This is a genomic window from Mariniluteicoccus endophyticus (genome assembly GCF_054780035.1).
This window is the reverse complement of sequence record NZ_BAAGXC010000016.1, coordinates 246,962-273,351: the sequence shown is the minus strand read 5'-3', so window position 1 is coordinate 273,351 and position 26,390 is coordinate 246,962. Positions and strand designations below refer to the sequence as shown.

The 26,390-nt window shown below is 70.9% G+C and carries 19 protein-coding genes; 11 read left to right on the top strand and 8 right to left on the bottom strand.

The genetic code is table 11. The features are described 5' to 3' along the window. The 3 genes from ACYVGD_RS06610 (at position 1) to ACYVGD_RS06600 (ending at position 7,014) form a co-directional block, all read left to right on the top strand. Positions 1–801: a hypothetical protein gene (locus tag ACYVGD_RS06610; protein WP_460742243.1), complete on the top strand. Its 801-nt coding sequence runs from the start codon at positions 1–3 to the stop codon at positions 799–801. A 154-nt stretch (positions 802–955) separates the two neighbouring features. Then, positions 956–5,479, top strand: coding sequence for a glutamate synthase large subunit (gltB, locus tag ACYVGD_RS06605; RefSeq protein ID WP_460742241.1), 4,524 nt, complete (start codon positions 956–958; stop codon positions 5,477–5,479). A gap of 65 nt (positions 5,480–5,544) precedes the next feature. Beyond that, positions 5,545–7,014, top strand: a complete 1,470-nt coding sequence (locus ACYVGD_RS06600; protein ID WP_460742239.1) for a glutamate synthase subunit beta — start codon at positions 5,545–5,547, stop codon at positions 7,012–7,014. Positions 7,015–7,180: 166 nt separating this feature from the next. Here ACYVGD_RS06600 and ACYVGD_RS06595 read toward each other — a convergent pair whose 3' ends face one another. Both ACYVGD_RS06595 and ACYVGD_RS06590 read right to left on the bottom strand, forming a co-directional pair. Beyond that, positions 7,181–8,071 (bottom strand): hypothetical protein, encoded by an 891-nt coding sequence (locus ACYVGD_RS06595; protein ID WP_460742237.1) that lies wholly within the window; start codon positions 8,069–8,071, stop codon positions 7,181–7,183. After that, positions 8,068–8,814, bottom strand: coding sequence for a hypothetical protein (locus ACYVGD_RS06590; RefSeq protein WP_460742235.1), 747 nt, complete (start codon positions 8,812–8,814; stop codon positions 8,068–8,070). The genes ACYVGD_RS06595 and ACYVGD_RS06590 overlap by 4 nt, the downstream gene beginning before the upstream one ends. Before the next feature lie 254 nt (positions 8,815–9,068). On the opposite strand from ACYVGD_RS06590, the gene dnaE reads away from it, so the two are divergent. Together dnaE and ACYVGD_RS06580 are read left to right on the top strand one after the other, a co-directional pair. After that, positions 9,069–12,608, top strand: coding sequence for a DNA polymerase III subunit alpha (dnaE, locus tag ACYVGD_RS06585; protein WP_460742233.1), 3,540 nt, complete (start codon positions 9,069–9,071; stop codon positions 12,606–12,608). Next, positions 12,596–13,270 carry a hypothetical protein gene (locus tag ACYVGD_RS06580; protein ID WP_460742231.1) on the top strand — a complete coding sequence of 225 codons (675 nt, stop codon included), beginning with the start codon at positions 12,596–12,598 and terminating at the stop codon, positions 13,268–13,270. Before dnaE ends, ACYVGD_RS06580 begins: the two co-directional genes overlap by 13 nt. A 6-nt stretch (positions 13,271–13,276) precedes the next feature. Here ACYVGD_RS06580 and ybaK read toward each other — a convergent pair whose 3' ends face one another. Both ybaK and ACYVGD_RS06570 read right to left on the bottom strand, forming a co-directional pair. Further along, on the bottom strand, positions 13,277–13,771 hold the full coding sequence (ybaK, locus tag ACYVGD_RS06575) for a Cys-tRNA(Pro) deacylase (RefSeq protein WP_460742229.1): 495 nt from the start codon (positions 13,769–13,771) through the stop codon (positions 13,277–13,279). A 1-nt stretch (position 13,772) separates the two neighbouring features. Further along, positions 13,773–14,576, bottom strand: a complete 804-nt coding sequence (locus tag ACYVGD_RS06570; protein ID WP_460742227.1) for a DUF554 domain-containing protein — start codon at positions 14,574–14,576, stop codon at positions 13,773–13,775. A 65-nt stretch (positions 14,577–14,641) separates the two neighbouring features. Between ACYVGD_RS06570 and hisD the strand changes: the two genes are divergently transcribed. From hisD to ACYVGD_RS06540, 6 genes are all read left to right on the top strand, one after another. Then, positions 14,642–15,973: a histidinol dehydrogenase gene (gene hisD / locus ACYVGD_RS06565; protein ID WP_460742225.1), complete on the top strand. Its 1,332-nt coding sequence runs from the start codon at positions 14,642–14,644 to the stop codon at positions 15,971–15,973. Continuing rightward, a complete protein-coding gene (locus ACYVGD_RS06560) occupies positions 15,970–17,079 on the top strand; it encodes a histidinol-phosphate transaminase (protein WP_460742223.1) in 1,110 nt (369 codons plus the stop codon). Before hisD ends, ACYVGD_RS06560 begins: the two co-directional genes overlap by 4 nt. A gap of 2 nt (positions 17,080–17,081) precedes the next feature. After that, positions 17,082–17,714 (top strand): imidazoleglycerol-phosphate dehydratase HisB, encoded by a 633-nt coding sequence (hisB, locus tag ACYVGD_RS06555; protein WP_460742221.1) that lies wholly within the window; start codon positions 17,082–17,084, stop codon positions 17,712–17,714. Beyond that, on the top strand, positions 17,711–18,334 hold the full coding sequence (hisH, locus tag ACYVGD_RS06550; protein ID WP_460742219.1) for an imidazole glycerol phosphate synthase subunit HisH: 624 nt from the start codon (positions 17,711–17,713) through the stop codon (positions 18,332–18,334). Before hisB ends, hisH begins: the two co-directional genes overlap by 4 nt. 207 nt (positions 18,335–18,541) lie before the next feature. Continuing rightward, entirely contained in the window at positions 18,542–20,257 is a 1,716-nt protein-coding gene (locus ACYVGD_RS06545; RefSeq protein ID WP_460742217.1) for a hypothetical protein, read from the top strand. Next, positions 20,254–22,386, top strand: a complete 2,133-nt coding sequence (locus ACYVGD_RS06540; protein WP_460742216.1) for a hypothetical protein — start codon at positions 20,254–20,256, stop codon at positions 22,384–22,386. Before ACYVGD_RS06545 ends, ACYVGD_RS06540 begins: the two co-directional genes overlap by 4 nt. A gap of 20 nt (positions 22,387–22,406) precedes the next feature. On the opposite strand, the gene ACYVGD_RS06535 is transcribed toward ACYVGD_RS06540, so the two are convergent. The 4 genes from ACYVGD_RS06535 to ACYVGD_RS06520 are packed head-to-tail and all read right to left on the bottom strand — an operon-like array spanning position 22,407 to position 26,348. Then, positions 22,407–22,952 carry a hypothetical protein gene (locus ACYVGD_RS06535; protein WP_460742214.1) on the bottom strand — a complete coding sequence of 182 codons (546 nt, stop codon included), beginning with the start codon at positions 22,950–22,952 and terminating at the stop codon, positions 22,407–22,409. A 23-nt stretch (positions 22,953–22,975) separates the two neighbouring features. Next, positions 22,976–24,388 carry a polysialyltransferase family glycosyltransferase gene (locus tag ACYVGD_RS06530; protein ID WP_460742212.1) on the bottom strand — a complete coding sequence of 471 codons (1,413 nt, stop codon included), beginning with the start codon at positions 24,386–24,388 and terminating at the stop codon, positions 22,976–22,978. Then, complete coding sequence (locus ACYVGD_RS06525; RefSeq protein WP_460742210.1) at positions 24,385–25,353, bottom strand: glycosyltransferase family 2 protein; 969 nt, start codon at positions 25,351–25,353, stop codon at positions 24,385–24,387. The genes ACYVGD_RS06530 and ACYVGD_RS06525 overlap by 4 nt, the downstream gene beginning before the upstream one ends. After that, positions 25,350–26,348 carry a glycosyltransferase family 2 protein gene (locus ACYVGD_RS06520; RefSeq protein WP_460742209.1) on the bottom strand — a complete coding sequence of 333 codons (999 nt, stop codon included), beginning with the start codon at positions 26,346–26,348 and terminating at the stop codon, positions 25,350–25,352. The genes ACYVGD_RS06525 and ACYVGD_RS06520 overlap by 4 nt, the downstream gene beginning before the upstream one ends. Positions 26,349–26,390: the final 42 nt, after the last annotated feature.

Genomic DNA, 26,390 nt, shown 5'->3' with positions numbered 1-26,390 from the left:
GTGGCCACCCTCGTGGTCGCCGCGCCCCTGTCGCTGCTCCAGGAGCGCCTCGGCGTCGAGTGGTGGGTCGTCGACCTGCCCGCGCTGGCCCCCGCGGTGGCCGCCGCGGTCACGCTGGCGCTCTGCCGGCCGCTGCGGCTGACGGTCGACTGGCGCCCCGGCGTACGCCCGACCCCGCAGGCGCTGGGCCGGACGCTGGTCCTGGCGGCGCTCGGCGCCGGTGTCGTGCTCGGCTGCGTGCAGTTCTCGGCGACGATGCGGTGGCCGCGCGAGGCCGTCGACCTGGGCACGCTGGCCTATCCGTTGGCGATGCCGGGGGACAGGTCGACGATCCTGTGCATGATGGCGCTGACCCTCCTCATCACCTGCACGGCCCAGGAGCTCGGCTGGCGTTCGCTCGTACAGCCGACGCTGGGGGAGGCGTACGCCCCGGTGGTGAGCGGCACGGTGACGGGTGCGGCCTGGGCGCTGACCCAGCCGCTGCTGGCCGCGCGCGTGCTCGAGCGCTGGGGCGTACGCCACTCGGCGGCCGAGGTGGTGCTGTACGTCGCGGCGTTCGTCGTGGCCCACGTCGCGATGTCGGTGCTGCTGGCGTGCGTGCAGCAGGACATGGAGCAGGGGCGACTGCTCTCGGCGGTCGCGTTCCGCTGGGTGGTCGCGATGGGGCTGTTCCTGATGCTCGACGAGGAGGCCGGGCGCTGGCAGCCGATGGGGGCGATCGCCCTGGTCACGATGGTGTTCGCCGCCTCGACCATGGCCTACCGCTGGTATACGGGAAGGGTGCTCCGATCGACCCGGTAGACCCGACCCCGAGTCGGGGTGAGACATGTATCACAGTCCAGATCCGTGGACAGTGCTGTTTGTCACGGTTGTCTCGCGCCATCCTTCGAACCAGATGGAAAGTCCGTTTGGCCCTATTTTGGGGCTCGCCAGTAACCAACAGGCAGGAGACACCATGGTTCAGCAGCGCCGCGTCGAGGGGCTCTACGACCCCGCCTTCGAGCACGACGCCTGCGGTGTGGCCTTCGTGGCCACCCTCTCCGGCGAGCCCAACCACGACATCGTCGAGAAGGGCCTCGAGGCCCTGCGCAACCTCGACCACCGCGGCGCCACGGGCGCCGACACCGCGGCCGGCGACGGCGCCGGCATCCTGATCCAGGTCCCCGACGCGTTCCTGCGCGAAGCCTGCGACTTCGACCTGCCGGCCAAGGGGGCGTACGCCGTGGGTGCGGCCTTCCTCGACCGCGAGGACGGGGCCGCCGCGCGCGAGAAGATCGCGAAGATCGCTGCCGAGGAGGGCCTGACCGTCCTCGGCTGGCGTGACATCCCGACCGATCCCGCGACGCTCAGCCACGTGTCGGCCGAGGTCATGCCCGACTTCGCCCACCTGGTCGTCGCGGGCGCGAACGGCGAGACCGATCTGGAGCTCGAGCGGCGCGCGTTCTGCCTGCGCCGGCGCGCCGAGCGGGAGGCCGGCACCTACTTCGGTTCCCTGTCCTGCCGCACGCTGGTCTACAAGGGGATGCTCACCACCGACCAGCTCGAGGAGGTTTTTCCCGAGCTGCACGACGAGCGGATGGCTTCGGCGCTCGCCCTGGTCCACTCGCGGTTCTCGACCAATACCTTCCCGAGCTGGGAGCTGGCCCACCCGTTCCGCCTGATCGCGCACAACGGCGAGATCAACACGGTCAAGGGCAACCGCAACTGGATGCGCGCCCGCGAGGAGCTGCTCGTCAGCGACGCCTTCGGCGGCAACCTCGACCGGCTGTTCCCGATCTGTACGCCCGGCCACTCCGACTCGGCGTCGTTCGACGAGGTGCTCGAGCTGCTTCACCTCGGTGGTCGCTCCCTGCCGCACGCGGTGCTGATGATGATCCCCGAGGCGTGGGAGAACAACCCCCACATGGATCCGAGGCGGCGGGACTTCTACCGCTTCCACTCGTGCCTGATGGAGCCGTGGGACGGACCGGCGGCGGTCTGCTTCACCGACGGTACGCAGATCGGCGCCGTCCTCGACCGCAACGGCCTGCGCCCGGGGCGCTACTGGATCACCGACGACGGCCTCGTCGTCCTGGCCTCGGAGTCGGGCGTGCTCGACATCCCGCAGGAGAAGGTCGTCCAGAAAGGCCGCATGCAGCCCGGCCAGATGTTCCTCGCCGACCTCGCCGAGCACCGCATCGTGCCCGACGACGAGATCAAGGACCAGCTGGCCGCCGAGCAGCCGTACGGCGAGTGGCTCGCCGGCGGCCTCATCGAGCTCGACGACCTGCCCGAGCGGGAGCACACCGTCCACGGCCACTCGTCGGTGACGCGCCGCCAGCAGGTGTTCGGCTACACCGAGGAGGAGCTGCGTCTCATCCTCACGCCGATGGCCAACTCAGGGGCCGAGTCGATCGGGTCGATGGGCACCGACACCCCGATCGCCGCGATCTCCGAGCGCCCGCGCCTGCTGTTCGACTACTTCACCCAGCTCTTCGCCCAGGTGACGAACCCGCCGCTGGACGCCATCCGCGAGGAGCTCGTCACGTCGCTGGCCGGATCGATCGGCCCCGAGCACAACCTGCTCGAGCCCGGGCCCGCGTCGTGCCGTCAGATCAACATCCCGTTCCCGATCCTCGACAACGACCAGCTGGCGAAGATCGTGGCGCTGAACCGGCGCGGCGACATGCCCGGGTTCAAGCCCCACGTCGTCCGCGGGCTCTACCGCGTCGAGGAGGGCGGCATGGGCCTGCGCCACGCGCTCGACCGCGCCTGTGCCGAGGTGTCGAAGGCCATCAAGGACGGAGCACGGACCATCATCCTGTCCGACCGCCACTCCAACGCCGAGCTCGCGCCCATCCCGTCGCTGCTGCTGACCGCGGCCATCCACCACCACCTGGTGCGTGAGAAGTCGCGTACGAAGGCCGGCCTGATCGTGGAGGCCGGCGACGTGCGCGAGGTCCACCACGTGGCGACGCTCATCGGTTTCGGCGCGGCCGCCGTGAACCCCTACCTGGCGTTCGAGGGCGCCGAGGACCTGGCCCGCGAGGAGGTCTACGTCACCGTCGAGCCCGAGCAGGCCGTCAAGAACGTCAAGAAGGCGCTCGGCAAGGGCGTGCTCAAGGTCATGTCGAAGATGGGCGTGTCCACGGTGGCGTCCTACACCGGTGCGCAGATTTTCGAGTGCCTCGGCCTGTCGCAGGAGGTCGTCGACCAGTACTTCACCGGTACGCCGTCGCGGCTGGGCGGGCTCGGCCTCGACGAGATCGCCGAGGAGATCCGCCGCCGCCACCAGATGGCCTACCCGGCCGACGGCATCCCGCTGCCGCACCGCGAGCTCGAGGTCGGCGGCGAGTACCAGTGGCGCCGCGAGGGGGAGCCCCACCTGTTCGACCCCGAGACGGTCTTCCGCCTCCAGCACTCCACGCGGTCGGGTCGCTACGACATCTTCAAGCAGTACACCGCGCACGTGGACGACCAGTCCAAGCGCCTGATGACGCTGCGCGGCCTGCTGGAGCTGAGGAGCGACCGCGAGCCGATCGACATCGACGAGGTTGAGCCCGTCTCCGAGATCGTCAAGCGCTTCTCGACCGGCGCCATGTCGTACGGATCGATCAGCCGCGAGGCCCACGAGACCCTGGCGGTCGCGATGAACCGCCTCGGTGGCAAGTCGAACACCGGCGAGGGTGGCGAGGACGCCGAGCGCCTCTACGACCCGACGCGTCGCTCCGCGATCAAGCAGGTCGCATCGGGCCGCTTCGGGGTCACGTCGGACTACCTGTCGAACGCCGACGACATCCAGATCAAGATGGCCCAGGGCGCCAAGCCCGGCGAGGGCGGCCAGCTGCCCGGCCAGAAGGTCTACCCGTGGGTGGCGAAGACCCGTCACTCGACGCCGGGCGTGGGCCTCATCTCGCCGCCGCCGCACCACGACATCTATTCGATCGAGGACCTCAAGCAGCTCATTCACGACCTCAAGTGCGCCAACCCGTCGGCGCGCGTCCACGTCAAGCTCGTGGGGGAGGTTGGCGTGGGTACGGTTGCCGCGGGCGTGTCGAAGGCCAAGGCCGACGTCGTGCTCATCTCGGGGCACGACGGCGGCACGGGTGCCGCGCCCCTGACCTCGCTCAAGCACGCCGGCGGACCCTGGGAGCTCGGCCTGGCCGAGGCCCAGCAGACGCTGATCGTCAATGGCCTGCGCGACCGGATCGTCGTGCAGGTCGACGGCCAGCTCAAGACCGGCCGCGACGTCGTCATCGGCGCCCTGCTCGGCGCCGAGGAGTACGGGTTCGCGACCGCTCCGCTGGTCGTCTCGGGCTGCGTGATGATGCGCGTGTGCCACCTCGACACCTGCCCGGTCGGCATCGCGACCCAGAACCCCGTCCTGCGCGAGCGCTACACGGGCAAGGCGGAGTACGTGGTGAACTTCTTCGAGTTCATCGCGCAGGAGGTCAGGGAATACCTGGCCCAGCTGGGCTTCCGCAGCCTCGACGAGGCGATCGGCCACGTGGAGTGCCTCGACGTCCGCAGCGCCGAGGCGTACTGGAAGGCCCACGGCCTCGACCTCAGCCCGATCCTGCACCGCCCCGAGGGCGGGTTCTCGGAGACCTCGCCTCTGAAGTCGGTCACGACCCAGGACCACGGGCTCGACGACAGCCTCGACCGCACCGTGCTCATCCCGCGGGCCCGGGCCGCGCTCGAGTCGGGCGAGAAGGTCGCGTTCGACGTGGAGGTGCGCAACATCCACCGGACCGTCGGCACCATCCTCGGTCACGAGGTCACGCGCGCGACCCGCGGCAAGGGCTTCGACGACGACACGATCGACATCAGCCTGACCGGCACCGGCGGCCAGAGCTTCGGGGCTTTCCTTCCCCGCGGCGTCACGCTGCGCCTCACGGGCGACTCGAACGACTACCTCGGCAAGGGCCTGTCGGGTGGGCGCATCGTCGTCCGCCCCGCCATCGACGCCGGGTTCGAGGCCCGCGAGCAGATCATCGCCGGCAACGTCATCGGCTACGGCGCCACCTCCGGTGAGATCTTCCTCCGCGGTCAGGTCGGCGAGCGCTTCTGCGTCCGCAACTCCGGCGCCACCGCCGTCGTGGAGGGAGTCGGCGACCACGCCTGCGAATACATGACCGGCGGCCGTGTCCTCGTCATCGGCGGGACCGGACGCAACTTCGCAGCGGGCATGTCGGGCGGCGTCGCGTACGTGACGGACCTGGTCGAGGACAACCTGAACCGCGAGCTGGTCGACGTCGTCGAGATGACCGACGACGACATCGCCCAGGTCTCGGACCTGCTGCGGCGCCACCACGAGGAGACCGGATCCGCCTCGGCGAAGCGGCTCCTCGACTCCGGCGCCGAGGGCCTGCGTACGCAGGTCACCAAGGTGCTCCCGCGCGACTACGCGCGGGTGCTCGCCGCCCGTGCCGAGGCCGAGGCCGAGGGCCTCGACGAGGCCACGACCACTGCCCGCATGATGGAGGCCGCCCATGCGTGAGACCTCGATCCTGCCCCGGACCACCACGACCGCGAACCACACCAGCCTGGAAGGGAACGACTGACATGGCCGACCCCCGCGGATTCCTCAAGCACGGACGCGAGGTGGCCCCGCGCCGCCCGGTCACCGAGCGCATCAACGACTGGGAGGAGGTGTACGAGGGCAACCCGGCACGACCGCTGCTCCCGATCATCTCCACCCAGGCCGGCCGCTGCATGGACTGCGGCATCCCGTTCTGTCACTCGGGCTGCCCCCTGGGCAACCTGATCCCCGAGTGGAACGACCTCGCCTACCGGGACGACTGGATGGACGCGCTCGACCGCCTCCACGCCACGAACAACTTCCCTGAGTTCACCGGCCGGCTGTGCCCGGCCCCGTGCGAGACGGCCTGCGTCGTCGGCATCTCCGGCGAACCCGTGACCATCAAGAACGTCGAGGTCTCGATCATCGAGCGCGGCTTCGCCAACCGCGCCGTCAAGCCCCAGCTGCCGCAGTGGCACACCAGCAAGACCGTCGCTGTCATCGGCTCGGGCCCGGCCGGTCTGGCGGTCGCCCAGCAGCTGACGCGCGAGGGCCACACGGTCGCCGTCTACGAGCGCGCCGACGCGCCCGGCGGCCTCCTGCGCTACGGCATCCCCGAGTTCAAGATGGAGAAGTCGGTGCTCGACCGGCGCATCCGCCAGATGCGCAACGAGGGCACGATCTTCCGCTCGGGCGTCGACGTCGGCACCGACATCACGGCCGACGAGCTGCTGGACCGCTACGACGCCGTCGTGATCGCCACGGGCTCGACCGTCGCGCGCGACCTGCCGATCCCCGGGCGCGAGCTGGGCGGCATCCACCAAGCCATGGAGTTCCTGCCCCAGGCCAACCGCGTCGCCCTCGGCCAGGAGGTCGACGACCAGATCCTCGCCACCGACAAGGACGTCGTCATCATCGGCGGCGGCGACACCGGCGCCGACTGCCTGGGCACCTCGATCCGCCAGAAGGCGCGGTCGATCACCCAGCTGGAGATCCTGCCGCGCCCCACCGAGGCGCGTCCCGACAACCAGCCGTGGCCGACCTACCCGATGCTCTACCGCGTGTCGTCGGCCCACGAGGAGGGCGGCGACCGCGTGTACGCCGTCTCCACCTCGGAGTTCGTCGGCGACGACGAGGGCAACGTGAAGGCGCTCAAGCTGTCGGAGGTCGAGATGGTCGACGGCCGCTTCCAGCCGGTGGAGGGCACCGAGCGGGAGATCCCCGCCCAGCTGGTGCTGCTGGCCATGGGCTTCACAGGTCCCGAGCGCACCGGCCTGGTCGAGCAGCTCGGACTCGAGCTCGACGAGCGGGGCAACATCGCCCGTTCGGAGACCTTCGAAACCTCGCGACCGGGCGTGTTCGTCTGCGGCGATGCCGGGCGCGGCCAGTCGCTCATCGTGTGGGCGATCGCCGAGGGGCGGTCCTGCGCCCACGGCGTGGACGCCTATCTGGGCGCGGGGCAGAGCAAGCTGCCGCGGCCCATCGAGCCGACCGATCGCCCGCTGATGGTCTGACCGGCCCGACCACCCACGCGGCCGCTTGCGGTGGCCCGGCCGGGGCGTGACCTTCGGGGCGACCACGGCCGGCGCTCCCGCATGCCCGAGGTGGCCGTCGGCGAGTTCATGGAGATGCCCGAGGCGGGCCAGACGCGCTGTGCTCGACGGCCCGACCGCCGGGTTGTCAGCAGTGTCCGGCCATGCCCTGCGCGTGGGACCCCAGCCAGCGCGCAGCGGCATCGAGCTCGGCCTGCCCGGCTTCGTCCGACGGCGCCTCAGCAGCGATGGCCACGGCCACCGGCCCATGCCCGAGGTCGACCACACCCATCTGGCGGTGGAGGTAGCCGCCGCCCTCGAGCGGACCCCAGCCACCCTTGAACCGGGCGCCCTGGAGCCGACCCAGCCCCCAGCGCTGGTCGTCGACGACCTGGCCCATCAGCGCCAGCGTGGGCCGGGCCGACGGGTCGCAGGTCATCCCCGCCATGAACCGGGCCTGGGCGATGGTGGACCACTCGGTCTGGCCGAATGGCGTGAAACCGGCGCGGACCGTGCGGGCCTGCGTGTGCAGGTCGACCGAGTACGCACGGGCGACGCGGTCGACCTGTGCGGCGGCGGACTGCGGCTGACCGAGCGCGGACCACATCCGGGTCGCCGCCGCGTTGTCGGAGTAGGTGAGTGCTGCCATTTCGAGGGAGGCCGCGGCGGGTCTGTCTGCGCGGCGATGGGCCAGCACCAGGGGAACCTTGATGGTCGACCACGCGACGCCGGTGGTCCACGGGCCCGCCGCGACCGGCTCGCCCCCGACCGGCTGGACGACGATGCCGACCGGCACGGGGCGGCTCTCGGCGTACTCCTTCATGGCGGCGGCCAGCCCGCCGTCCGGAGTCGGTGCCGGCCGCGGTGACGGCGTCGCGAGCGGGGGAGCGGGGGTTCCCGGCTTCGTCGTCCGGGAGGCCGTACGCGGCCCCGTCGGCGGGGTGGAGGTCACCGCGACCGGTGCGGGCGCGACCGGGGCAGGAGCGCACGCGGTGGCGAGCACGGCTACGGCCGCGAGGGATGCCGGCAGCGTCCTCACAGCAGATACACCACGGCGTTGTTGCCGCCGGTGCACATCACCACCGGGCCGGCGGAGCACGACATCGCGTACGTCCTGCCCGTGACGGGTGAGCGCGCCTCCACCGTCACGGACGCATCGCGCACCGGTTGGGCGGCGTACGCGGCCCTGACCTCCTCCGCGAACGGGCACGAGGTGACGCCGTTGCCGACGCCGGACCGCGCCGGGTTGGCGGCCGACCCGCTCGCGGGGCAGGGGGCGACCCCGGCCGGGAAGGCCGCGGGCGGCGGGCTGGGCGTCGGTGTCGCTTCTGGAGTCGGCGAGGCGCTCGGCGTGGGGGTCGCCTCGGGCGTGGGAGTCGCTTCCGGGGTGGGGGTGGCCCCGGCCGGCGTCTCGGTCACCGGTGGCGGCTGGGTGGCCGGCTGGGGCGCCACGGACTCGCCGCCGCTCAGCATCGTGTACGCGACCCCGGCTCCTGCCGCCACGATCAGGACCGCCAGCAGCATCATCAGGACCGGTACGAGTCCGCCCCGGGGCTCGAGCCGGGGCGGGACGGGCTGCACCGGAGGCTGGTGGTGGGGCGCGGGGCCCTGGACGGGGCCGCGGGGCTGCTGCGGGTACGCCGCGGTCGGCTCGGGATCGCGAGCGGACGGGCCGAAGGGCTGGGTCGACCCGTTCGTGGGAGCGCCGGACGTCGGCGGGGGTGCCCCGAATGTCGGCGGCGGGGGCTGGGGCCGCCCGCCGTGGGGGCCGCCGGTGATCATCGTGGGCCCCCGTCACCCAGGCCCGGCGGGGGTGCGGGCGGGCGCGGCTCGCCGTCGTGTCGGTTCATCGCATCTCCCTCATTGCCCGATCATAAAGGCGGCCGTGGCGGGGTCTTCGGGGGCGTGGATCCTGCTGCGCCGTCACCCGGTGTCGGTGGACCGTTCCGCTTGGGCCGTGGCGGGATCGAACACGTTGGCATTCCGGGTTAGGGTGGGGGCTCTCAAGAGTCGGACGGCGGAGGTGCGTTGGCGGAATGACGGGTTCGTCGTCGGATGGTTTCGTCCACCTCCACGTCCACTCCGAGTACTCGATGCTCGACGGTGCGGCGCGTGTGGGTGACCTGTTCTCGGGCTGCGAGCAGATGGGCATGCCCGCCATCGCGATGACCGACCACGGCAACCTGTTCGGCGCCTACGAGTTCTACAAGAAGGCCAAGGGCACCGGCGTGAAGCCGATCATCGGCCTCGAGGCCTACCTGACGCCCAAGACCCACCGCTCCGAGCGCAAGCGCGTCCGCTTCGGCGACGGCACCGGCGACGACGTCGCCGCCTCGGGCGCGTACACCCACATGACGATGTGGGCCGAGAACACCGCCGGCATGCACAACCTGTTCCGCCTGTCGACGCGGTCGTCGCTCGAGGGTTTCTTCTACAAGCCGCGCGCCGACCGCGAGCTCCTGAACACATACGCCGAAGGGCTGCTCGCCACGACCGGCTGCCCCTCGGGTGAGGTGCAGACCCACCTGCGCCTGGGGCAGTACAAGGAGGCGCTGGAGTCGGCGGCGCAGTTCCGTGACATCTTCGGCAAGGACAACTTCTTCGTCGAGCTGATGGACCACGGGCTCGACATCGAGACGTCCGTACGCCAGGGCCTGCTCGACATCGCGAAGGACCTGAACCTTCCGCTGGTGGCGACCAACGACCTCCATTACGTGCACAAGGAGGACGCGGACGCCCACGACGACCTCCTGTGCGTGTCGGCCGGGTCGACCAAGATGAACCCGAACCGGTTCCGGTTCAACGGCGACGGCTACTACCTGAAGTCTCCGCAGGAGATGCGACACCTCTTCCGTGAGCTGCCGGAGGCGTGCGACACGACGCTCGACATCGCCGAGCGCTGCCAGATCGAGTTCACCGAGGGCGAGGGCCGGTTCATGCCGCGCTTCCCGTGCCCCGAGGGCGAGAACGAGGAGTCGTGGTTCGTCAAGGAGGTCGAGCGAGGCCTCCAGGAGCGGTTCCCCGACGGCGTGCCCGAATACGCCCACAAGCAGGCGAAGTACGAGACCGAGGTCATCCTCGGCAAGGGGTACGCGGGCTACTTCCTCGTCGTGTCCGACTTCATCAAGTGGGCCAAGGCCAACGGCATCCACGTGGGCCCCGGCCGCGGCTCGGGCGCGGGGTCGATGTGCGCGTACGCGATGCGCATCACCGACCTCGACCCCATCCCGCACGGCCTGATCTTCGAGCGCTTCCTCAACCCGGAGCGCAAGTCGATGCCCGACTTCGACGTCGACTTCGACGACCGCCGCCGGCCCGAGGTGATCCGCTACGTCACCGAGAAATACGGCGCCGACAAGGTCGCCATGATCGTCACCTACGGCACCATCAAGGCCAAGCAGGCCGTGAAGGACGCCGCACGCCTGCTCGACAAGCCGTTCTCGATGGGCGACCGCATCACCAAGGCGATGCCGCCGGCGATCATGGGCAAGGACGTCCCGCTGAAGGACCTGTTCGACTCCAACCACAAGCGTTATTCGGAGGGCAACGAGTTCCGTGAGCTCTACGAGCAGGAGCCCGAGGTCAAGCAGGTCGTGGACACGGGCATCGGCATCGAGGGGCTGAAGCGCCAGTGGGGCGTCCACGCCGCCGGCGTCATCATGTCGAGCGAGCCGCTGATCGACATCATCCCGCTCATGAAGCGCGAGGCCGACGGCGCGATCATCACCCAGTTCGACTATCCGACGTGCGAGACGCTGGGCCTGGTCAAGATGGACTTCCTGGGCCTGCGCAACCTGACGATCATGGGCGACGCGCTGGAGAACATCAAGCTCAACCAAGGCATCGACGTCGACCTCGACGAGCTCGCGAAGGACCTGACCGACCGCAAGACCTACGAGCTGCTGTCGAGGGGCGACACCCTGGGCGTGTTCCAGCTCGACGGCGGCGGCATGCGCGAGCTCCTACGGCTGATGCAACCGGACAACTTCGAGGACATCTCGGCCGCCCTCGCGCTCTACCGTCCCGGCCCGATGGGCGCCAACGCCCACACGAACTTCGCACTGCGCAAGAACGGCAAGCAGGAGATCTCGCCGATCCATCCGGAGCTCGAAGAGGCGCTCGACCCGATCCTCAACACCACCTACGGCCTGATCATCTACCAGGAGCAGGTGATGGCCATCGCCCAGCAGCTGGCGGGTTACACCCTCGGCAACGCCGACCTGCTTCGCCGCGCCATGGGCAAGAAGAAGCGCGAGGTCCTCGACGCCGAGTTCGTGAACTTCGAGCAGGGCATGCTCGACAACGGCTTCTCGAAAGAGTCGGTCAAGGCGCTGTGGGACGTGCTCCTGCCGTTCTCCGACTACGCCTTCAACAAGGCCCACACGGCCGCGTACGGGCTGGTGTCCTACTGGACGGGCTACCTGAAGGCCCACTATCCCACCGAATACATGGCCGCCCTCCTCACCTCGGTGAAGGACGACAAGGACAAGATGGCGGTCTACCTCGGCGAGTGCCGTCACATGGGCATCAAGGTGCTGCCGCCCGACGTCAACGAGTCGGAGATGAACTTCACCCCGGTGGGCAAGGACATCCGCTTCGGGCTGTCGGCCGTACGCAACGTCGGCGCGGCGGTCGTCGGGCTGATGTCGGCCGAACGCGAGGAGCGGGGCAAGGCCACCTCGTTCAACGACTTCCTTGACAAGGCCCCGCTGCAGGCCTGCAACAAGCGTCTGGTCGAGTCGCTGATCAAGGCCGGCGCGTTCGACTCGCTGGGCCATCCGCGCCGCGCGCTGATGGAGATCTTCGAGAACAACATCGACCAGGTCATCGACGTCAAGCGCAACCAGGCCAACGGCCAGGACGACCTCTTCGCCGGCTTCGGCGACGAGGGCAGCAGCAGCTCTGCGCTGTCGACGCTCGCGCCGGTCCCCGACATCGGCGACTGGGACAAGCGGACGAAGCTGGCGTTCGAGCGCGAGATGCTCGGCCTCTACGTCTCCGACCACCCGCTGCAGGGTCTGGAGCACATCCTCGACAACGAGCGTGACATCTCCATCGGCCGCCTCATGGCCGAGGACGGGCCGCGCGACACCCAGGTCGCGGTGGCGGGCATGATCACCTCGATCGTCCGCAAGACGACCAAGACCGGCGACTACATGGCGATCGTGACGCTGGAGGACCTCGAGGCGTCGATGGAGGTCGTGCTGTTCCCGAAGGTCTACAACCTCGTCTCGACGTCGCTGGCGACCGACGTCGTCGTCCGCATCCGAGGCACCGTGCGTGCTCGCGAGGACTCCGTGTCGATGATGGCCCAGGAGGTCACGGTCCCCGACGTGACCGAGGGCCCGTCGAAGCCCGTGGTGATCACGCTGCCGGCCACGCGGTGCACGCCGCCGGTCGTCGAGGAGCTTCGCCACGTCCTCAAGGCCCATCCCGGCATGACCGAGGTCCAGCTGCGGCTGCAGACCCAGAACAAGGTGTCGGTCTGGCGGGTCGACCAGGCCCTGCGGGTGACGCCCTCACCGCCGCTCATGGCCGACCTCAAGGCGCTGCTGGGGCCGTCATGTCTCAGCTGATCCCGCCTCAGGAGCCGCAGGGCACCACGTCCCCGCCGGCCCACGACCCCGCCCAGCCCTCGATCCAGCACGTGGGCGACTCGGTGACCACCGGCACGCTGCCGATCGTCGTCCTCACGAGCCAGTCGCCGCAGGCCAACCGTCGCCCCGTGAAGGAGCCCGTGGGGCTGTGGATGGGCGTGCTCGGGGTCATCTCCGTTCTCGGCGGCGTTCCTGCCGGCTTCGTGTGGAAGCTTCTGGTGCCGCTCACCCAGTACGTGGTGACGCCCGACTCGTGGGTCGAGACCAGCGAGCGCGGGCTGGCCACTTACGTCGCAGGCGACGCCTGGTTCACCGCGATCGGCGTGGTCGTGGGGCTGGGGATCGGCTACCTGGTGTGGAGATGGTTCGCCGGCCTGGGCTGGCCGGTGGTCTTCATCGCGGCGTTCGCGGCGCTGGTCATGGCGCTGGCGACGTGGCAGTTCGGCTGGTGGCTGGGGCCCAACGGGTTCAACGAGCGCATGGGTCAGGCTCCACCGGGTGCCCACGTGCCCATCGACCTCACCCTGCGCGCCCACGTCGCCCTGCTGGCCTGGCCGCTCGGCGCGGTCCTGCCCATCATGCTGTCCAGCTCGCTGCTGCGCGACCCCGAGGAGGGCACGGCCCGCGTGCCGGTGCAGTGAGCCCTGTCAGCGGCGACCGATGGGGGCGACGAGCGCCGAGGTGACGGCGACGAGGTCGGCCGGCGCGAGCTCGACCTGAAGACCGCGGCGGCCCGCCGACACGTGGATCGTGGCGTGGTCGAGCGCGGAGGCGTCGACCACGGTGCGGTGGCGGGTGCGCTGCCCGATGGGGGAGATCCCGCCCACGACCATGCCGGTCACCCGTTCGGCGACGGCGGGGTCGGCCATGATGGCCCGCTTGGCCCCCACGGCGGCCGCGAGTGCCTTGAGGTGGAGCTGGCCCGAGACCGGGACCACGGCGACGACCAGCTCGCCGCCGGCATCGGCCAGCAACGTCTTGAAGATCCGGTCGTGGGGGAGGCCCAGCGCGTCGGCGGCCTCCTCGCCGAAGTTCACGGCGGAGGGGTCGTGGGCATAGGGGTGGAGCGTGTACGCGACCTTGGCCCGGCCCAGCGCGACGGTGGCCGGCGTACCGGCCGATGCCTTGTCCTTCTTCGCCATGTCAGCCCAGGGAGATGACGAGCTGCACGAGCAGCGGGGCGACGACGAGGGCGGGCAGCATGTTGCCGACCGGCACCTGGCGGATGTTGAGCAGGCGCAGCGCGACACCGAGCAGGAGCAGGCCGCCGGTGGCGGTGAGCGCGAGCAGGTGGGGCTCGGGCAGGAAGGTGCCGAACAGGGCCCCAAGCACGGTCAGGCCGCCCTGGACGACGGCGACCACGATCGCCGAGGCCATCACGCCGACGCCGAGGGAGGCGGCGAACGCGATGGAGGCGAAGCCGTCGAGCACGGCCTTCAGAAGGAGCTGGTCGGCGCCGCGGCCCAGTCCCTCGTTGAGCGAGCCGAGGATGGTCAGCGGGCCGATGCAGAACAGCAGGGAGGTTGAGACGAACGCCTGGATGAACCGTTCGCGGGCCGACAGGTGGGCCGCGCCGGTCTCGGGGTCGATCCCGGTGTCGCTCGCATCGGCTGCGGCCGCGTCGGACGTGCGCATGAGGCGTCGGCGCAGCCAACCGCCGAGCCCCTCGAGTCGGGCCTCGAGGTCGATCAGAGAGCCGATGATGCCGCCGACGAGCATCGAGCCGAGGACGATCAGCACGGGGGCGTTGTTTCCGACGGCGTCGCTGAGCACCTTGCTGGTCACGTCCATCGTGGTGAGGGCGCCGATGAGCAGGGTGACCAGACCGAGCGCGTCGGTCACGGTGTCTCGCGTACGCACCGGCAGCCGGTGCCCGAGGAGGAGGCCGATCGCCGCCCCGACCACGACGGTCAGGACGTTGACGACGGTGCCGAAGCCGATGAACATGGCGGCGATTCTTGCACGCCGAGAAGGGGCGGCCCCACAGTCCGTGAGACGACTAGGATCGGTCCGTGCTTCGAACCATCGACCTTCGTGGCCGGCTCGCCGCCGGTGAGACCCTCGACTACGCGCGACTCGTGCCGCGCGCGGCGTTCGACGTGGACTCCGCCCTCGCGGCCGTGCGTCCCGTGTGTGACGACGTCGCCGCCCGTGGCGCCGACGCGCTGCGCGACCTGTCGCAGCGGTTCGACGGCGTGGTGCCGGAACACCTGCGGGTGCCCGCCGACGTGCTCGCGCGCTGCGAGCGCGAGCTCGAGGCCGACGTGCGCGCCGCGTTCGAGGTGGCCATCGAGCGCCGCCGTGCGGTCAGCAGCGCCGAGCTCGGCGGGCAGTCGGTGGACGTCCAGGTCGCGCCCGGCGCCGTCGTCACCCAGAAGATGATCCCGGTCAACCGCGTCGGCCTGTACGTGCCGGGCGGCCTGGCGCCCCTGGCGTCCTCGGTCATCATGAACGTCGTCCCGGCCCAGGTCGCCGGCGTACGCTCCCTCGCCGTCACGTCACCGCCCCAGAAGGAGTTCGGTGGCCTGCCCCACCCGAACATCCTGGCGCTGTGCCACATGCTCGGCATCGACGAGGTGTACGCGGTGGGTGGCGCGCAGGCGGTCGCGATGTTCGCGTACGGCGTGGACGACCTGTGCGCGAAGGTCGACCTGGTGACCGGGCCGGGCAACATCTACGTCGTGGCCGCCAAGCGCCTGCTGAGGGGACACGTCGGCATCGACTCAGAGGCCGGCCCCACCGAGATCGCGATCCTCGCCGACGACTCGGCCGATCCCGTCCATGTCGCGGCCGACCTGATCTCCCAGGCCGAGCACGACCCGCTGGCCGGCTCCGTGCTCGTCACCGACTCGGAAGACCTGGCCCGTGCCGTCGACGCCGCGCTGGAGCCCCAGATCGCCGTGACGCGGCACGCCGACCGCATCCGCAGCGCGCTCGGGGGCGAGCAGTCGGGCATCGTGCTGGTCGACGACGTGGAGCAGGGCATCGAGGTGGTGGACGCGTACGCCGCGGAGCACCTGGAGATCCACACGCGAGAGTCGGCCGAGGTCGCCCAGCGCATCACCAACGCGGGCGCGATCTTCGTGGGCACGTGGTCGCCGGTGTCGCTGGGCGACTACTGCGCCGGCTCGACGCACGTGCTGCCGACCGCCGGTTGCGCCTGCCACAGCTCGGGGTTGAACGTGAAGTCGTTCCTGAAGGCCGTCCACGTCATCCACTACGACGAGCAGGCGCTCGACGAGGTCCGGCGCACCGTGGAGGTGTTCGCCGAGGCGGAGAACCTGCCGGCCCACGGTGCCGCGGTGACGCTGCGCTTCGACACGTCGTCGATCGAGGGCCGATGACGGGGCTGGCCGATCTGCCGCTGCGTCCGGAGCTGGTGGGGGAGGAGCCCTACGGCGCGCCCCAGCTCGACGTGCCGGTGATGCTCAACGTCAACGAGAACCCGTACGCGCCGTCGGCCGCGGTCGCCGACCAGGTCGCGCGCGCGGCGGCTGAGGCGGCGACGGGCTTGAACCGCTACCCTGACCGCGAGGCGACGGTGCTGCGGACGAAGCTGGCCGCCTATCTGGGCCACGGGCTCGGTCCCGACCAGGTGTGGGCGGCGAACGGGTCGAACGAGGTGATGACCCAGGTGCTCCAGGCGTTCGGCGGGCCGGGGCGCACGATGATGACGTTCACCCCGACCTATTCCATGTATCCGGAGTATGCGCGCAACACCCACACCGCGCTGCTGCCGGTGCCGCGGGCGGCCGATCACACCATCGACGTCGACGCCGCTGTGGCCGCCATCACCGAGCGTCGTCCCGACGTGGTCGTGGTGACCACGCCCAACAACCCGACGGGCACCGCGACCGACCTCGACACCCTCCGCGCGATCTGCGCGACGGCGACGGGTGTGGTCGTCGTCGACGAGGCCTACCAGGAGTTCGCGCGCCCGGGCACCCCGAGCGCGCTCGAGCTGCTGCCGCAGTTCCCGCGACTGGTGGTCAGCCGCACGATGTCGAAGGCGTTCGCGTTCGCCGGCGGCCGCCTCGGCTACTGCGCCGCTTCGGCCGCGCTGGTCGATGCCCTGCGCATCGTGCGCCTGCCCTACCACCTGTCGGCGGTGACGCAGGCCGTGGCGTGCGTCGCCCTCGACAATGCCGCCGAGATGATGGGTCATGTCGACCAGCTGCGCGCCGAGCGCGACGCGCTGGTGGGGTGGCTGCGCGAGCACGACCTGGAGGTCGTCGACTCCGACGCCAACTTCGTGCTGTTCGGCCGCTTCGCCGACCGCCACGCGCTCTGGCAGGGTCTGCTCGACCGGGGGGTCCTGATCCGCGAGACGGGTCCAGCGGGCATGCTGCGCGTGTCGGTCGGCGCGCCCGAAGAGAACGCCGCCTTCCGCGACGCGCTGCTGCGTACGCTCGACGATCTGGGCGCCGACGCCCGCACGACCAAGGAGTGACCATGACCGGACGCACCGCCACCATCGAACGCACGACGTCGGAGTCGTCGGTCCGCGTGACCGTCGACCTCGACGGCACGGGCACCTCGGAGGTCTCCACCGGGGTGGGGTTCTACGACCACATGCTCACGGCGCTGTCGCGCCACTCGCTGATCGACCTGACGGTCGAGACGACCGGTGACGTGTGGATCGACGGTCACCACACGGTCGAGGACACGGCGATCGCCCTGGGCGACGCGCTGCGCGAGGCGCTGGGCGACAAGAGGGGCATCCGCCGCTTCGGCGACGCGATCGTGCCGCTCGACGAGGCGTTGGCTCAGTGTGTGGTCGACGTGTCAGGCAGGCCTTACGCGGTGGTCACCGGCGAGCCGGACGCCCAGGCGTACGCGCTGATCGGTGGGGGTCCGATGCTCGACGGGCGCCCGGGCACCCCGTATGCCGGTTCGATGACCCAGCACGTCGTCGAGACGCTGGCCCACCACGCGGGGATCTGCGTCCACCTGACGCTGGTGTCCGGGCGCGACCCCCACCACATCGTCGAGGCGCAGTTCAAGGCGTTGGCGCGCGCGCTGCGCACGGCCGTCGAGCCCGATCCGCGCGTGGACGGCGTCCCTTCGACCAAGGGCGCCCTGTGAGCCCGAGGGTCGCCCTGCTCGACTACGGCTCGGGCAACCTGCGGTCGGCGTTCCGCGCGCTGGTGCGCACGGGCGCGGACGTCACGCTCACCTCCGACGTCGACGAGGCGTACGCGGCCGACGGCCTGGTGGTCCCGGGCGTGGGCGCGTTCGCCGCGTGCATGGACGGGCTTGCCGCGGTCGGCGGTGTCGAGCTCGTACGCAGCCGCGTGGCCGATGGGCGTCCGGTGCTGGGCATCTGCGTGGGGCACCAGGTGTTGTTCGAGCATGGCATCGAGCACGGTGTGGACGCGCCCGGCATCGGGGTTCTCCCGGGTGTGGTCGAGCGGCTGGCTGCCCGCCGGCTCCCGCACATGGGCTGGAACACCGTCCAAGCGGCGCCGGGCTCGACGCTGTTCGCCGACGCGGGGGAGGAGCGGTTCTATTTCGTCCACTCCTACGGCGTGCGGTCGTTGGAGGAGTCCGATGACGTACGCGTGACCTGGACCGAGCACGAAGGTGAACGTTTCGTGGCGGCGGTGGAGCGCGGCGCCCTGTCGTCCACGCAGTTCCACCCGGAGAAGTCGGGGGAGGCGGGCGCCCGCCTGCTGGGCGGATGGGTCGCCTCGCTCACGTCCTGACCGCCCTGTCGTGACCGCGCCGTGACAAGGAGTTCACCGTCTGTTCACGTCTAGACGACGAATCCGGAGACATCCGGTGACAACTCGCTCAAACACCCCTCGTTCCGGTGTGGCGTGCGGCCCTTCGTCGGTTACAGTACGGGCGTTTGGGGCGGTCGATCGACAGCTCCGGGGATCGAGCGCGAGGGGACCATCGCAATGTCCGAGATGACTGAAGTTCCGGGTGATCCGAACGATGAGGACCGGAAGCGCCGGGGCCTCGCCCTGTGGACGCTGTCGGGCACCACTGCCCTGATCCTGCTGGTGGGTGGCACGGTCGCCTTCACCGGTTCCCAGAAGACCGAGTCGGGCAATCCCCAGGCCCAGCAGTCGATCAAGCCGTCGACGAGCAAGAACAGCTCGAACCAGCCCTCCGGCCAGCCCTCCGCCTCGGTGCCCCCCGGCGCGCCCGCACCGCAGACCGAGCCGACGTCCGACCCGGGGTCCTCCGGTGACGACACTGGCATCGAGTCCGGCAACAACGTCCCCGGCACCAGCGAGCAGCCCGGCGCCAACCCCGGCCAGACCCCCGGCGCCGATGCGACCGACTCCACCACGACCGTGACCGAGCCCGGCCGTAACCCGGGCGACCCCACCGCCTCGACGCAGCCCGGCACAAACGGCACGCCCGCGCCCGAGGGGACCCTGCCCGCGCCGGTCGAGTCGCCCGCGCCGGGCAACGCCAGCAACACCGGCGGGAACCAGACGACCGAACCCGGCGTTGCGACCACCCCGGTGCCCACGGCCACTGGGGGGACCGGGACCTCGCCCCAGCCGGATGGGACCGGTACGCCCGGACCGACGCCCCCGCCCGGACCGACGCCCCCGCCCGGACCGACGCCCCCGCCCGGACCGACGCCCCCGCCTGACAAGGACGGTTCCGACGAGAACGCCGAGCCCCGGTTCACGGTTTCCGACCCCCCTGTGTGGGCGCCGATCTACAACGACAAGGGTGAACTCGTCGAGTATGCGCTGCGCTTCGAGTACGAGGTCCCCAAGGTGCCCGGCGAGTACACGGTCGCGGTGAAAACCCTCCGGGGAACGCGTGAGTTCAAGGTGATCGTCAAGGAGGACGGCAACGCGCATCTTGAAGGGGAAGACTTCGCCGCCTACCCCAATGGCCTCCCGGCCGTCGTGAATGGGAAGGTCTCATTCGACTACTACCGCGGCGACTTCCCGGTCTGGATTTTCGACGACCCCAAGTCGTGGGACATTGATCCGCAAGGATTTGTCGACGGCGACAAGAAGGGCTACAAGCCGAAGGATCCGGTCCCGACAATCCCGGATCCGACTCCCACGCCGGATCCGAGTCCTACGCCGGATCCGAGTCCTACGCCGGATCCGAGTCCGACGCCGGATGCGACTCCGACGCCGGATGCGACTCCGACGCCGGATGCGACTCCGACGCCGGATGCGACTCCGACGGCGACTCCGACGCCGACGGCGACTGCCACACCGACGGCGACTGCCACACCGACGCTCGTGGATGAGGCACCGGAGGCGAAGAAGCAAGCGGCCAGCCCCAGGACCATCGTCGCTCCCACGGTGTCTCCCTCGCAGACCTCGACCCCCACCAAGGCCGCGAACAGCCCCACCACGGTTTCGACAGAGAAGGCTGGCCCGGTGACCACTGCGGGCTCGACCACGGCCTCGACCACACGTGCCGTAGCGGCGCCCAAGGCGACGACCCAGGCCACCACCAGGTCGGCCACGCCGAAGCAGGCCGCGACCACGACGAAGAAGGCCACGACGACCGACCCGACGTCGACCACGTCCGACCAGAAGGCGCCCGCCGCGCCGTCGGTCTCGCAGCAGCGTCCGCTGGCCGTCCAGGGACCGCGTCGCGTCGCCGTCCGCAACACGCGGGTGCAGACCCGTTCGTGACCCACAACCACGGAGCTGAAGGCTGGCATCAGCAGGAACCGGGGCTGGGTGGGGGATACCCCTCCCAGCCCCCGCACCCGTCGGACGATGTCAGCCCCCGCGTCGACCAGGTCCCCCAGCTCGACCCCCCGCGCGACATCGATGTGACACGCCCCGCCTCCGTGTGGTCCGCTCATCCCCACTGGCACCACGGCGACGACGAGACGGCTGCCTGGGCCCCGGGCGCCGACGGCGAGAAACCGACCCGGACCCACGACATCTCGTCCCTCCTGCCCGGCCAAGACGGCTCGGCCCCGGCCGACGACCGCAGCAACACCGATCCCGGCATCAGCCAGCACCACGCCCACGCCTACGGGGCCGACCACGCCTACGGGGCCGACCACGCCCACGGGAATGCGCATTCCTACGTCGCCGGCCACTCCTATGAGGCGTACGGGGCCGAGCAGTCGTACGCGACCGGTCAGGACGACACCGGCCGCCGTCCCCGCACCGACAACGGCCAGCACGCCCCGCACGGGTACGGCCATGACCAGCGGGGGTACGGGCAGCACGGATACGACCAGCAAGGCCACGGGCAGCACGGCTACGACCAGGGCTATGGTCACGCCGCCGGCCAGCCGGGCGGCTACGGCCCCGACGCGGGCCAGCACGGCTTCGCGCAGGACCCCCAGGCCCAGCAGGCCGCCTACCCCCACCAGCAGGGGTGGGGAGAGCCCGCCATGCCCCAGTCGGCCAACGTCCCCGCGGCACCCGTGCTTCCGGCGAGTGCGGCACAGTACCCGGGCTCGGCCGGCCACCCGCTGTCGACCTCCAGCGCCGGCTACCCGGTCTCGGCCCAGAGCGCCGGCTACCCGCCGTCGGTGACCTACCCGATGTCGCAGTCGAGCGCGTCCCACCCGGTGTCGCAGACGTCCGCGCCGTTCCCGGTCTCGCAGGCGTCCGCCGGCTACCCGGTGTCCCAGGCGTCGGCGTACGAGACCGACCAGCGCCGCAACCAGAAGACGTTCCCGCTCAAGTGGCTCGCCGCCGGAGCGATCGTCCTCGCGCTGATCACCGGCATCGCCCTCATCGCCGTCAGCGAATACCGCAGCTCGACCGCCGCGGTCGCCCAGGCGCCGAAGACGCTGACCCAGCGTGACGCCCCGCCGTCGTGGAGCCGTGACTACGAATGGTCCAACCTGATCAGCCAGACCGCCACGGTCGTGGTCGGCGAGAATCGCGTCGCCTACGTCGACAACAAGGGCGCGCTGAACGTCCTCAACGCCGACACCGGCAAGCCAGTGTTCACCTCGACCGGTGCGCGCCTGTCCGGCGCCGCCCGCACGGTCCTCGCTCAGGTCCAGGGCGCGAACATGGTCGCCGTCGTCGACGGGCAGAGCCTGTTCCTGTGGCCGCTCGACGGCGCCCAGAACAACGAGCCCAAGGTGATCGTGCTGCCGACCGGCGCGAAGGTCTTCGCCCAGGGAGGCGGCCTCATGGTCATGGCCGGCAAGGAGCAGTGGACCGTCACCGGATCCGCCACGCTCGCGCCCGTTGCGCTGCCGGGCGACCACATCGCCCTCGGCGTCGCGCCGGACGGCTTCCTCGTCTCGGCCCCCCAGCGGGGCAAGTGGGTCTACAACCCCTCCGACGCCGGCCAGGCATCCCGCGAAGTACGCCCCCAGCGGACCCCCGACGGCACCGTCGGCGAGATGCAGCCCGGCCGTTTCTCCCGCGGCGTCATCGCCGCGTGGGGCGACACCGCCGACCCCACCAAGAAGACGATCGGCCTCTACAAGGCGGCCGACGGCGCGCTGCTGGCCTCCGCCACCGTCGCCGACGATCTCGTCAAGGACGTCACCCTCACGGTCTCGCCCAACATGGAGCTGGCCTCGGCCGGCCCCGTCCTCGCCCGCCTCACCGACGGCCGCACCGAGCTGATGGAGCGATGGTCGTCGCAGATGTCCGACGCCAAGCACCTCTACGGCTCGCGCGATGGCACGAAGTATGTGTGGAACGGCCAGGGTGCCCCGCAGCCGCTCGACGCGCGCGTCACCACCCCGTGGGGAACCTCGGGATCGGGCCTGGCGATCGTCATGGAACCCGCCGAGAACGGTCAGTTCGTGCTCGGGGGCCTGCGGCCCCTCTGAGGGGCGCGCGGCGGCGTACGTCAGCTCAGGCGCACGCCGCGCGCGTCGACGCTGAAGTCGTGCGCCAGCTCGGTCTCGCCCGTCCACGTCGTCGCCAGACGACCGGTCCAGCGCAGGTCGAACAGGTTGGCGCCCGTACGCGTCAGCTCGATCGTGTGGTCGCCGACGACGCTCGTGCCGATGACGAACGCGCCGAACGCGCGCTCCTCGAGCGGGACCGACGGGTCGTAGTCGCCCTCGTCGACCCGGTAGGTGCCGGTGAGGTCGATCTCGTCGAAGCCGAGCCGGTCGTCGACGTCGACCTGCACGCCACGGTTGTCCCAGGCCGTCGACGAGATGATCGACGAACCGCTGCCGATCCAGTCGGCGGGATCGTCCCAGCCGTGCCGGCTGCCGCCGGTCGCCGGACGTCCCGGCCCCTCCGCGTCGTACGCCGCGGACTCCACGTGGAGGTGCAGGCGCACGCCCGAACCGTCCTCGTCACCCCGCAGGGTCATCGTGAGGTCGCTGATGGCGTGGCCCAGCGGCCAGGGGTTGCCGGTGAACGTGATGCGTCCGCTCGTCATGTACCCGATCGTAACGAGGGCGTTCACTGCATCCGGATGGACCCCATGAACCGCTCCTCGAGGCGCCGCTCCGTCGCGTACGCCTGCCGCGCGACCCGCCGCAGCGTCGGCGCCACCCGCGTACGCAGGGTCTTGCGACCGCCCGGCAGGTCGAGCTGGCCCAGCCGCTCGGCGGGGAAGTAGCGCGACTCGTCGGCCCCGTGGCGCTCGAGCCACGCTGTCACCCGGCCGCGCCGGTCGGCCAGGATCTCGGGCTGCATCACGAAGCCCACCGCCTCCACGAGCTCGCGCAGCTCGGGCACGTCGAGCCGGGCGGGGGAGTCGGGGCCGTCGACGTGGGTGTCGACGACGACCAGCGGCACACGGTTGCTGTTCGGGTAGGGCTTCAGCGTCTTCAGCACGGCCTCCGTGCCCACCCGGACGGCGTCGATGCCGTAGAGCGCGCTCGCGGTCATCAGGCCGGTGGAGAAGCAGCTGACCACCAGCCGCACGTCGAGCCGCTCGAACAACGTCTCGGCCAGCACGGGCTCGGCGTAGACTGTCACCACGGCGCCCAGTTCGGCCGCCCGCTCCAGCAGGCGCGACGTCAGCGACGCCGGAGCCGACGGGTGGGGCTTGAACACAATGGTGCGTACGCCGCGGGCGACCGCGGCCGACACCATGTCGGCGTGGAGCCGCTCCTCGTCCTCGACCGAGATGAGCTTCAGCGCCGACAAATACTGCCCCAGCAAGACCGCGCACGGGCCCTCGACGTCGGGCAGCGTCGACGTGGGCGCGACTCGGCGCAGGACCGCGCGCATGCGCTCGGAGTCGATGACGTGGCCGCGCACGCCGAACTCCGACAGCAGCAGCGGCTCCAGCCCCGGCACCAGGTCGAGGTGCAGCACCCGGTCGATGCGGATGCCGACGTCGGACACGATGCGGTTGCGGGTCGGGGAGTAGGTCATCAGGCCGTCGGCGTACACGTCGATGGAGGCCTGCGCGAAGATCGCCGCCAGCGTCGCCGACGGCGGCGTCTGGATCGACTCCATCACCAGATGGACGGGCTCGTCGCCCAGCCCCCACTGGCCGCGCAGGTAGCGCTCCCACAGCGGCAGCTCCGCCTCGCCGGGCGTGAACTGGCGCGGGTGCAGCGGATGGAGGGCCTCGTTGTAGGACACCACGCCGTGGAACGGTGCGCACAGGTCGGCGAACGCCGGGCTCGAGCGCAGCGCGTCCCCGGTCTCGGGGTTGTCGACGTTGTTCGACGTCACGAGCACGCGACGCGGCGCGTCACCGAGCAGGCCCTGGTCGATGATCGCGTTCAACGTCGCCAGCCCGTACAGGGTCGAGACCTCGAAGACCTGCGTACGCCGGGCCACGTCGGGATGGACGGGCGCATCGGGCTGGACGGGCGCATCGGGCTGGACGGGTGCGGGGCGGGGCTGGTCGCTCATGGGCGCTCCTTCGGCATGATCCGCAGCAGGCGGCCGCGGCGGTCGGGGGTCAGGTCGGCCAGCACGGCATCGCGCTCGGCGGCGGGCAGGTCGGCCAGCGCCTGTCCCAGCAGGCGCGTGAACGTGGTGCGTACGCCGGGCTCGAACCGGTCCATGAGCCCCAGGTGGTGCAGCGTCAGCTCGCACTGGCGGCGGATGGCCTTCGGCAGGAACCGGTCGGCCTCCGGGTCGGCCCGCACGATGTCGATGACCCGCGCCATCGCGGGCACGAAGTCGAGCTGGGTCGACGTCGCGCGCTGCGACAGCGAACCGGCCACGCCACGCCGATAGCCCAGCCCGAGCAGGTCGGGCACGGTGAAGCGCCCGCCGGCGAGGTGGAGCCGCCAGATCCACGGGCGGTCCTCAGCGGTTCGCAACGACTCGTCGAACTCCAGCAGGCCGTCGGCGGCGAGCTCACGGCGATAGGCGCCGGCCCACGCGTACGGGTGGTCGACCGACGTGCGCTGCCCGGCGGGCAGGATCGCGTCCCGGCCGTCGACGAGCCGCCCCTGACGGGCGCGCGAGGGGACCCGGACGGCGGTGCGCTCGATGCCGCGGACGTCGACGTGGTCGGTCCGCACGAAGTCGGCGCCGGACGCCTCGCACGCGGCCAGCAGCGCCGGGAAGTAGCCAGGCTCGACCAGGTCGTCGCCGTCGAAGAACGTGACCCAGTCGGCGCCCTCGGCGGCGACCACGCCCCGGTTGCGTGCGCCGGACAGCCCGGTGTTGCTCGGCAGGCGCAGCAGCTCGGCGTCGCCGAGCGTGGGAAGCGCAGCCTGCAGGAGGTCGGGCGTCGCGTCGGTGGACGCGTCGTCGACCAGCACCAGGCGTACGCCGGGGCCGGTCGCGGCGGCCAGAGAGCGGAGCGTCACCGGGGCGAGCGCGGCCAGGTCGAAGAACGGGACCACCACGGCGAGGGTGCTCATCGGACGGCCTCCCACAGGTACCCGGTGCGCAGGAGATCCTCCAGCGCCTGTCGGCGGGACTCGATCATGGTGTCGAGGTTGGCCTGCAGCATCGCCGGGTCGACGGTGTCGAGCAGGTGCAGCGCCTCGACGGCGAAACGGCGCCGCAGCGCCGGCGTGAGCCGGGACCGCAGCATCCAGTGGGCGGCCAGCAGGCCGCACCACGTGCGGACGACCTTCGGCATGAACCGATCGGCCTCGCGGTCGGCCAGCACCTCCTCGCGCATGAGCCGCAGCGACTCGATGATCGCGAGCTGGCGTACGTCACCGGTCTGGGTCAGCGAGCCGGCGACGCCGCGGCGGTAGAACAACCCCATCGTTCGGGCGATGGTGAACCGGTCCACGTTGAGGTGGAGACGCCAGATGCCCGGCCGGTCCTCGGCGGTGCGCAGCTGCTCCGGATAGAACACGAGCCCCTCGTCGCGCAGACGCCGGTGGTAGACACCCGACCAGGCGTGTGCGAAGTCGACCGACGTCGTGCGGGCGGCGAGGATCGACTCGCGGGGGCTGCCGATGCGCTTGGCACGGTTGCGGTCGGGGATGCGGATCGGCGTACGCGTCGTGCCGACGACCTCGATGTGATCGGTGCGCACCCACTCGCACCCCGACGCGAGGACCTCGTCGAACAGGGTGGGGTAGTAGCCGGGCTCGACCCAGTCGTCACCGTCGAGGAAGGTGAACCAGTCGGTCTCGACCCGTTCCATGCCGCGGTGGCGGGCCGCGGCCAGGCCCTGGTTGTGGTCGAGGTGGAGCACGTCGGCGCCCGGGATGGACCGTGCGGCGTCCTCGAGCAGGTTCGGTGTGTCGTCGGTCGACGCGTCGTCGACGAGCAGGAAGCGTACGCCGGGGGAGGCGGAGCCACGCAGGGACGCGAGGGCCTGGGGGGCCAGGCGCTGCAGGTTGTAGAAGTTCACCACCACGGTGAGCTCGGGGTGGGTGCGGCGCGCGGGCGTCATGGCCACCACCCTAGCCGGGGCACACCGGTGTAGCCTGCTTGT

Excerpts from the sequence above, each read along its gene's own strand:
- gltB (WP_460742241.1), top strand. The coding sequence starts at position 956 with ATGGTTCAGCAGCGCCGCGTCGAGGGGCTCTACGACCCCGCCTTCGAG.
- ACYVGD_RS06600 (WP_460742239.1), top strand. The coding sequence starts at position 5,545 with ATGGCCGACCCCCGCGGATTCCTCAAGCACGGACGCGAGGTGGCCCCG.
- ACYVGD_RS06590 (WP_460742235.1), bottom strand. The coding sequence starts at position 8,814 with ATGATCACCGGCGGCCCCCACGGCGGGCGGCCCCAGCCCCCGCCGCCG.
- dnaE (WP_460742233.1), top strand. The coding sequence starts at position 9,069 with ATGACGGGTTCGTCGTCGGATGGTTTCGTCCACCTCCACGTCCACTCC.
- ACYVGD_RS06580 (WP_460742231.1), top strand. The coding sequence starts at position 12,596 with ATGTCTCAGCTGATCCCGCCTCAGGAGCCGCAGGGCACCACGTCCCCG.
- ybaK (WP_460742229.1), bottom strand. The coding sequence starts at position 13,771 with ATGGCGAAGAAGGACAAGGCATCGGCCGGTACGCCGGCCACCGTCGCG.
- ACYVGD_RS06570 (WP_460742227.1), bottom strand. The coding sequence starts at position 14,576 with ATGTTCATCGGCTTCGGCACCGTCGTCAACGTCCTGACCGTCGTGGTC.
- ACYVGD_RS06560 (WP_460742223.1), top strand. The coding sequence starts at position 15,970 with ATGACGGGGCTGGCCGATCTGCCGCTGCGTCCGGAGCTGGTGGGGGAG.
- hisB (WP_460742221.1), top strand. The coding sequence starts at position 17,082 with ATGACCGGACGCACCGCCACCATCGAACGCACGACGTCGGAGTCGTCG.
- ACYVGD_RS06545 (WP_460742217.1), top strand. The coding sequence starts at position 18,542 with ATGACTGAAGTTCCGGGTGATCCGAACGATGAGGACCGGAAGCGCCGG.
- ACYVGD_RS06535 (WP_460742214.1), bottom strand. The coding sequence starts at position 22,952 with ATGACGAGCGGACGCATCACGTTCACCGGCAACCCCTGGCCGCTGGGC.
- ACYVGD_RS06530 (WP_460742212.1), bottom strand. The coding sequence starts at position 24,388 with ATGAGCGACCAGCCCCGCCCCGCACCCGTCCAGCCCGATGCGCCCGTC.
- ACYVGD_RS06525 (WP_460742210.1), bottom strand. The coding sequence starts at position 25,353 with ATGAGCACCCTCGCCGTGGTGGTCCCGTTCTTCGACCTGGCCGCGCTC.
- ACYVGD_RS06520 (WP_460742209.1), bottom strand. The coding sequence starts at position 26,348 with ATGACGCCCGCGCGCCGCACCCACCCCGAGCTCACCGTGGTGGTGAAC.